Annotated in this window: 6 protein-coding genes; 1 reads left to right on the forward strand and 5 read right to left on the reverse strand. The window is 56.8% G+C overall.

Features of this window, described 5'->3' with window-relative positions; genetic code table 11:
• Positions 1-567: 567 nt before the first annotated feature.
• From JZY06_RS11800 to JZY06_RS11815, 4 genes are all read right to left on the reverse strand, one after another.
• Positions 568-2,091 (reverse strand): sugar ABC transporter ATP-binding protein, encoded by a 1,524-nt coding sequence (locus JZY06_RS11800; protein WP_207279749.1) that lies wholly within the window; start codon positions 2,089-2,091, stop codon positions 568-570.
• A gap of 6 nt (positions 2,092-2,097) precedes the next feature.
• Positions 2,098-3,126 (reverse strand): substrate-binding domain-containing protein, encoded by a 1,029-nt coding sequence (locus tag JZY06_RS11805; RefSeq protein ID WP_207279750.1) that lies wholly within the window; start codon positions 3,124-3,126, stop codon positions 2,098-2,100.
• Between the two features lie 169 nt (positions 3,127-3,295).
• On the reverse strand, positions 3,296-4,423 hold the full coding sequence (locus tag JZY06_RS11810) for an ABC transporter permease (protein ID WP_207279751.1): 1,128 nt from the start codon (positions 4,421-4,423) through the stop codon (positions 3,296-3,298).
• Positions 4,420-5,859, reverse strand: a complete 1,440-nt coding sequence (locus JZY06_RS11815; RefSeq protein WP_207279779.1) for a xylulokinase — start codon at positions 5,857-5,859, stop codon at positions 4,420-4,422. Before JZY06_RS11815 ends, JZY06_RS11810 begins: the two co-directional genes overlap by 4 nt.
• 266 nt (positions 5,860-6,125) lie before the next feature.
• Here JZY06_RS11815 and JZY06_RS11820 point away from each other — a divergent pair, with 266 nt between their 5' ends.
• Positions 6,126-7,379, forward strand: a complete 1,254-nt coding sequence (locus JZY06_RS11820; protein ID WP_242517024.1) for an ROK family transcriptional regulator — start codon at positions 6,126-6,128, stop codon at positions 7,377-7,379.
• Positions 7,380-8,404: 1,025 nt separating this feature from the next.
• On the opposite strand, the gene JZY06_RS11825 is transcribed toward JZY06_RS11820, so the two are convergent.
• Positions 8,405-8,694: hypothetical protein (locus JZY06_RS11825; protein ID WP_207279753.1), on the reverse strand; the 290-nt coding region annotated here is incomplete at its 5' end.

Consider the following 8,694-nt stretch of genomic DNA (forward strand, 5'->3'; position numbering starts at 1 on the left):
GGTTCTCCTCAACACAAGGAGACACAGCTGGCCTTTGTTGATCGCGCCCGAGATTTTAGTGCGTTGGGCTGCCGTGGGATACGGGAAAGCACACGTGGCTACAGCCCGTGGTCAATACCGCATGCAGACGGGGAATCACGGCGAAGTCCACCACCACCGGACTGGTAACAACCTTGCATGTCATGGCTGGGTGGCCCGGCAGCTGGCGCCATCGGCACGACTTAAGATCCCGGCCATCAACAAGCTGGGGCATCTGCTCCATCGATACCGGCAGCACCCACCTGCTGTTCCGGGTCATCAATGACGCCTACTTGCACCACACCCTAGTGATCACGACGACGTTGGGTTTTCAGATGGGACATCGTATTCGGCGCCGGTGCAATCATCCCGGCAATCCTTAGCCGGATCGTGCCGATTGGAAGGGCTTTAAACGATGTCTGATCAATGAGCCACGCGCTCATGAACTAACAGAGCCTGGCAACCTGGCTCACACAAACTTGCCAACTTGGCGCACTAAAACATGACAGAACACGTTCTCAGAAAGCTACCGTTCCACTTCCTCCTGTTTTAGGCTGAAAGCTGGTGCCCCTGCTGCCATGCCTTCGCCCGTAGCCCCGCCACATCCAACTGGTCTGCCGGAATAGGTTCTGAAATCGTCTTGCCTTGGCTGAATACAACCACTCGGTCGGACGCCGCCAAAACTTCTTCTTCTTCGGACGAGGCGATAACAAGGGTGATTCCGTGTTCATGGGCCATATCCGAGAGAATTCGGTGGATTTGCGCCTTTACACCGATGTCAACGCCCTTGGTCGGTTCATCAAGGAGAAGAACTGTTGGGTTCTGGGCGATAGCCCGGGCAAGAAGAACCTTTTGTTGATTGCCACCTGAAAGTGACACGACCGGTGCAGTGACATCGCCTCTGATAGCGAGCGAGTCCAAAGTACGGTGGCACTCTTCATAAAGCTTTCTACGCCGCAGAAAGCCGAAGCTGAGGAAACGGTCAAGAATCGGCAGCGCCACATTGTCGAGTCCCGACATGCCGGGAACAATACCATCGGTTTTCCGCTCTTCTGTGACGTAAACGATTCCCTTCTTGGCCATTTGCGCGGGATTTTTCGGTTTGACTTCGACCCCCTCGAGAAGGATCGTCCCGCTGTTTACCGGGTCGATACCTGCGATAGCCCGCAAACATTCCGTGCGCCCGGCGCCTACCAGGCCGTACAACCCGAGAATCTCTCCCTTCCTGGCGGTAAAGGAGACATCAGTGCAGCCGGGTGCCGCCAGATGATTCACCTCCAGGCCGACAGCATGCGAATCATCGGCAGCAGAGCTTTCAGTTTCACCTTTTTGCTCTTCGGCCCCATGTCCGACGATTGCTTCCACAACATCGTCATGGTTGAGTTCATCAACCCGGCGGTCGAGGCATACTTGACCGTCGACAATTGCAACAATCCGGTCGGCCAGACGGTAGAGTTCATCCAGTTTGTGGTCGACGATCAAAATCCCGATTCCGGACGCTGCCAGTTCTTTCAGATAATCGAGAAGCCGATCGACCTGTTTACCTTCCAACGATGTTGTCGGTTCGTCGAGCAACAGGTACCTGACATTTTTGGTGGTGGCGATGGCGATTTCCAGCAGCTGCCGGACCGCCACCGGATAAACGCCCACCGGCGTATCCGGATCAACCGGGAGGTTGAACCGTTCGACCATCTCCTGGGTCTTGGCCCGCATGGCCGAACGGTCCATTGCAAAACGACCACGAATTTCGCGCCCAAGAAAAGCATTTTCCGCCACTGTCAGGTTCGTCAGCAGAGATAGCTCCTGGTAGACGGTTGCAACGCCTTTCTCTATGGCATCACCGGGGCCACTGAAATGAACGGCTGTTCCGTCTATGCTCAGTTCACCGGAATCCTGTGAGTGCGCGCCTGACAGGGCTTTGAGAAGAGTCGACTTGCCGGCGCCATTATGGCCGATCAGACCGACTATTTCACCGGGGCGGACTGTCAGGTCGACGCCTTTGAGCACAGGAACATTGGAATAGCTCTTGGTGATGCCGGTGGCTTTGTAGCCTTCACGCTCGTTCGTGGTCATTGTGTGTTAGCCAACCTCCCCGGGAGCCGGTGTTTCACCGGTGGTGAACAGTTTCAGCGGCCGGAGGATTTCGGCTTCCACTTCCTCACCGTCGGCGTAGCTGCGAATCTGGTCAACAACCCGTTTGCCGTAGTCCTCTGGTTCCTGGGCCACACAGCCCGGGTAAAGATCGGTGAGGGTGATTTCAGAAGCGCAGAAGCCGTAAACCTTGACGTCGCGACCTGATGCTTTCACCGCTTCGATTGATCCCTGGGTGGCCGGCCCGGTGGAGGTGAAGATCACATTCATGTCCGGGTTGCCCTGCAGCATGGCGGATGCCACGTTGAGAGAAGTGTCCAACTGGACTTTGCCGTCAACGGTAGCGGTGACCTCTGCGTTCGGGTTTTCGGAAAGAACCTCTTTGAATCCGTCATCGCGGCTGACCACGATCGTCTGGTCGGGAGCTGTAACGAGGCCGACTTTGAGATCGGTGTCTTTGCCCATGTCCTTGAGAATTTGTTCCGCCATGGTTTTCCCGCCGGCAACGTTGTCGGCGCCAAGGTACTGGACGATGTGTCCGTTCTGTGCTTTGAGTGCTTTCTCGGAAACACCGACGTTGACCGTGAACACCGGGACACCGGCGTCATTGGCCGCCTTGACGATCGCAGCTGCCGGTTCGGAGTTCACCGGATTGAGCGCCATGGCACAGGGCTTCGACTGGAGGGCAGCCTGCGCCTGAGCAAGTTGGTTCGCATCATCATCGTTGGCGATCTGGACGTTGGTGGTGAAACCCTTGGCTTTGGCTTCATCTTCGAATCCCTTTTTCATCGCAACGTAGTACGGGTTGGTCTGGTTGGGAAGAAGCACCGCGATACTGGGATTGTCGGATGAACATGATTCGGGCAGCGCTGAAGCATCAGCTTGCTTGGATGCGCTGCCGGAAGAATCAGATTCCGATGAGGTACCGGTATCAACAGCTCCGCTGCAGGCCCCGAGAACAAGTCCGAGACCGATGATTCCGGTAGTGACGAGTGCGTTTCTTGATGTGTTGGTCATGTGGATCTCCTCGGATCGCGAAACAAAATGATTGGAATGAAACAAGTCCTGCGGGGTGCTGCACGTGCAGCCTTGCCCGTATATTCAGTTGGTTTGCCGCGGCACCGGTATGCCGGTTCGTCTGGCCGGATATTTACTGTCGGCCATCCCCGCCGGCATCCCAGGTTCCCTATGACGAACCCGGCTTCGGTTTTCCGGGGTGGCCGTCCATGTCACCTGTCGGCTGTATTTCAGGTGCAGCCACGGCATCTGCCGTTGCGCCCGTCGCTGCAGACTCAACGGATTCCTGGGACTGGGCTTTTTTGAAAAGCGAGGACAGTTTGAGGTTTTTCCTGTTCGTGTCGATCAGGACACCGACCAGAATGATCGCCCCGATCACCAGTGGCTGCCAGTAGCTGGATACACCGATCACGTTCATTCCGTTGGATACTTCGGCGATCAACAGGGCACCGAGGAAAGCACCCAGGATGCTTCCCGTTCCGCCGAACAATGACACTCCACCCACAACAGCTGCAGCAATGGAGTAGAACTGTTCGGTGCCGGCGCCGGCTGTCGGGTAACCGACCATCAGACGGGAAGCGGTGATGATTCCTGCCATGGCAGCACAAATACCCGACACGATGTAGACGAGGAAAATGGTGTTCCTGACATTGACACCCCCGAGTCGTGCCGTGTCGGGATTTCCGCCGACCGCGTAGATGTGGACGCCGGGAACCGTCCGCTTCAGGAAGAACGCACAAATCGCAGTCGCTATCAGGACACCAATCACCGGGAAGGGGATACCGAAGAGGGAACCGCGACCAAAGATGGCGAACATGGGATCGGTGATGGTGACGGATGCAGCATTTGTCAGAATCTTCGGGATCGATGCGGAGATACCGAATGTCGCGAAAGTGACGATAAATGGTGGCATCTTGCCGTAGTGGATCACCGCACCGTTGAATGCGCCGACAGCGATACCAACCGCAATGGCGATAAGTGCCGCACCCCACCAGGGCACACCGGCGGACATGGATAAGGCAGCTATCACACCGGTGAGCGCGATATTCGATCCCACGGACAGGTCAATGCCCGCGGTCAGAAGGCAAAAAGTCTGACCGAGGGCCAGGAAAAGAACGACTGTGCCGTTGAGTAAGAGAACACGTGCGTTGTCGAGGGTCCGGAATTCCGGTGCAAGAACCGACATGATGATGCCGACGACAATGACCACGAAGAGAATGCCGAATTCTTGCGGCACGCGCATGGGCTTTTTCCGTGCCTCCTGTTTGGTGGAGGCTGCAGGGCTAGAAGAAGTCACTTCCGGTTCCTTCCGATGTGCAATGAATTGACCTCGTTGAAGCGCTCGGTGATGAACGGTTCATGGGTCCCGTCGAACTCACTGACCAGGCGTGGACGCCACACCGGCGGGTTGGTTTGTCCGCTGAGCACCCAAGCGGCTTGGCGCGCGGCACCGTCAGCCACATATTCGCCGGGTTCCGGCACACGGACAGGCAGACCAAGCACCGTCGGGGCTATGCGGCACAGCGCTTCACTGCGTGCCCCGCCACCGACGAGAATGATTGATGTCACAGCCACTCCCAGTGCCCGCACGGCATCAATTCCTGCGTTCAATCCGCACAGGACTCCTTCAACCGCGGCGCGGGCAATGTTTTCCGGGGTGAGGTTGGAAACTGTCACCCCGAGCAGCGATCCTGTCGCGGTCGGCAGATTGGGGGTTCTCTCCCCCTCGAGATACGGGACACACACCAGTCCTTCAGCCCCGGGAGGAGCTGACAGTGCCAAAGCCGAGAAATCATCGTGGCCCACATTGAGTGCTGTTGCGTAGGCGTCCAACACCCGGGATGCATTGAGTGTGCAGGCCAGCGGCAGGAAACCACCGGCTGCATCAGCAAACCCGGCTACCAGACCGGTGCTGTCATGGGTGGGTTTCCGTGTCACGAGGGATACCACTCCGGATGTCCCGACGGATACAGCCACCTCGCCTTCTTTCAAACCGAGTCCCAAAGCGGCACCCGCATTGTCACCACAACCGGGACCAACCATAAACTCATTGCCGTCGAGCACCCCGCTGCCCGCCCGGGCTGCGGGATCCTTCACAGCAGGAAGCACCAAACCCGAGGTATCGCACCTCATGGCAAGATCAGTCAGATCACGCCGGTACTTGTTGGATGACGAGTCGTAGTAGCCCGTACCCGAGGCTTCCGAGCGGTCCGTGAAAAGATCGGTAATATCCGTGCTTCCGCAGATTTTCCAGCTCAACCAGTCATGCGGCAATGCCACTGCGGCAACACGGGAAGCATGGTCGGGTTCATTGTCGGCCAGCCACCGCAATTTGGTCACGGTCAGTGAAGCAACCGGCACACTGCCGATTGCATCAGCCCAGGCTCTTTTACCGGCTGCGCAGTCACCACCCCCAAGCTCCTCAATCAGATCCTCCGCGGCGCCGGCAGATTTCGTGTCATTCCACAGCATCGCATCCCGCACGAGGTCACCTCTTTCATCGACTGTGACCATTCCGTGCTGCTGCCCCGCCACCGAAAGCGCCTTGACGTCTTCAAGCCCCCCGGCCTGACGGACAGCCGCATTGAAAGCATCCATCCACACCGTGGCGGAGATCTCTGTGCCGGCCCTGTGCCGGGCGATACCAGCCCGCACCAGATCGCCGCTGTCAGCGTCACGAATCATGACCTTGCAGGACTGTGTCGATGAATCAACACCCGCTACCAGGTTCACCATCCGAACTCCTTACTTTGTTGCACTATGCACATAAGATAACCCGCGAAAGATGCCGATCCAAGCACTTTCATAAATCCGCAACGAATCTACCCCCGATAATTTCAGCCACGCACCCCCATAAAGGGCATCCCTCTCCGCGAAATGCGCGAAAAAGTCAGAGAAACGAGCATCCTCAGCATCGAAACAAAACTAGTACCGTGCAGACTGCAACAAAATGGGTCAAGGCAGAGTCAGTCACCGCCCAGACGGTTTATTGTGTGACCATGAACAAACGACCGGCAGCTGGCTACAGACAGGAATCACTGCGTTCCCACAATGCGTCCCTGATCGCAGGCGTGGTGACCTCCAGCTCCCGGCCAATCACACGAGCAGAGATTGTCTCTGAAACGGGACTGAACCGTTCCACGGTTTCCCGGGTAATCGATCAGCTTGTTGAGCAGGGAATCGTCACTGAACTGGGCACAAACGTTCCGAGTGGCGGCCGCCCGGCTGTTCTGGTGAGTCCTGCGCCCCGCACCCACGTAGCCATCGGCGCCGAAATCACCCGCAATTTTGTTTGTGCCCGGGGTGTTGACCTGACCGGCCAGTCACTTGTTGAGGTTCTCAAGCACCCGGCTTCGGAAGATGCCCACCACACCACCCGTATTTTGGGCGACTGCCTTGAAACTCTCACTGGACAAATCAAAGCCGCGGGGATGAACCTTGTCGGAATCCGCTGTGGCATCTCGGGGCTTTTTTCCGCTGACCAGAAAAGACTGCTGTCCGCCCCAACAGACGGGTGGGTCAATGTTGATCTCGCCAATGTGCTCGATGCTGCCGGTGGAAGCGGCCTCATGCGCTTTTGCAATTCCACGACCCTTGCCGCCGAAGCAGAAGCCCAGGCCCGCAGGACAGATCCTGATTTCAAGGACTTCATATATCTGGGCGGCATCAACGGCATTGGTGCCGCCCTGGTTCGCGATTGGAAGGTCGAAACTGGCCGCCGCGGATGGGCCGGGGAGATAGGCCACATCCCAATCATTGAAAACGGAAAACAATGCACGTGTGGAAGCAGAGGATGCCTGCAAACACTTGCAAGCCCAACAGCCATTGCTCAAACAGCAGGCTTTGCCGAGGGAACTCCCCTCGCCCAACTTCTTGCCGGCCTACGCCGGGGGGAACCAAACAGCAGGCGTGCACTTATCTCTGCAGCACACCACCTCGGGAGGGCTTTATCCACCTACATCAACCTGGTCGATGTACCAGCAGTTGTCCTCGGCGGAAGCTTCCGGCCTCTATACCCGCACCTGAAACCCCTGCTTGAAAAAGAGCTGGCAGAGCAGTGCCTGATCGACCGCATCGACTCAACAATGATTGCACAGGCAACACTCGGGGACTCCGCGGCCCCTACAGGCGGGGCATTACTGACCCTCCGGGAGTTTGTTTCGGATCCCACCCGCTGGACAACTCCTCAAGGTGGGTGGCGAAAGGATCTTCACCGCGGTGAATTCCCAGAGACTGTCATCTCCGAATGGTGAGCCGGGATACGAGGTCGCCTCCATCAAAAAGAGCAACTAACCGGACACCAAATCAAAACGCGTCCCACTAATAGAACCCAAGGGGCAAGTTTCGACAGAAACTTGCCCCAAGACATCTCTCACTGCTGGCCACAAGGCTCCTTCTCCACAGCCTTCATGATCATAACCACCGGTGAATCAAAATGCCGACTCCCAGCCAAAACCGGCTAAGGAACGAAAACAATCACGTAACTATCCAAGAAACCAACCCGAAACAACACTGGCCGCATCAGGGTCTACCTGTACAAAACATGTCACCGAGTGTTCAAAAGATCATGCAGGTCGACAACCACTTGAGCGTTTGGCGGCCAGCGGTATCGAATCCCAGGTGATACAGCGGTCGTTGAAGGCTCGCCCTGGGCTGGACACAAATCAAGTGGTGGTGTTCCGGGTTTTCGCGTCGCAGCCGGCATTGCCTCAAGGTGTACCACGGGTACTGTGACCACCAGTGTGACCGAGCGGTTAGATGCCAGGAGGTCTTCGAGTTTCCCGGATCACATTGGTCGCATAACTTTCCAAGCTGTCTGCAGTTAAGACATCGAGTGCAGATATCACTGGAGTGGCAATGCACTTGTGCGGTGTTGTCGCCGGAGATATCGGCGCAACCGATGTTCAGCCCGATCCCACCGGATCAGATGACGCAACCGCCCCAGGCCTGACTGGTATTGACCATGTACCTTTGGCGTTGCCGGAATGGACGGCTTGAACGTTTTTCATCTCGGACACCAAAGGCGCTTTTCGGCGGCGCGCACAGCACGCGGGGAAACTATACGTAGGAGCGCACACTCAGATCCCGGACTGGGAAAGCACGAATGATTCACAACCTCAATTGTGAAAAGTCAAATAAAGAACCAAGTACCACTGCACAACAACTGGGACCCGTGAAGTCCTGCCTTTAACCGAAATAGAAGGCTCATGTAGTCCGGCACCCCGCTACTGCGCATCATTGCCATAGTGGGGCGCCGGAAAACTCCCTAACAGCTCTGTCAGGACCTCCAAGGAACCCAACGCAGCCACGGTAGCCACGTCGGAGAAGCCATCAGAGGAATATCAAGACCACTGTTCAGCAGCAAAAACCACAGCGAAGCAACCGTGATACCTACGCCAACCACGCCTCCCCCAATAAAAGGAACAGCAGCCATGTTGGTGTTCTCCCCGACAGACGTGTTTTGACTAAGCGATTCGCTTTGACCACCGACGGGAACAGGCTTCGTCGTCGTCGACCTCGTCGTCACAGCAACAGGCTCCTCAACCACACTGGTCACCGTCGTCGTCG

The sequence above is a fragment of the Corynebacterium mendelii genome, assembly GCF_017307055.1.
GTDB classification, from domain to species: domain Bacteria; phylum Actinomycetota; class Actinomycetes; order Mycobacteriales; family Mycobacteriaceae; genus Corynebacterium; species Corynebacterium mendelii.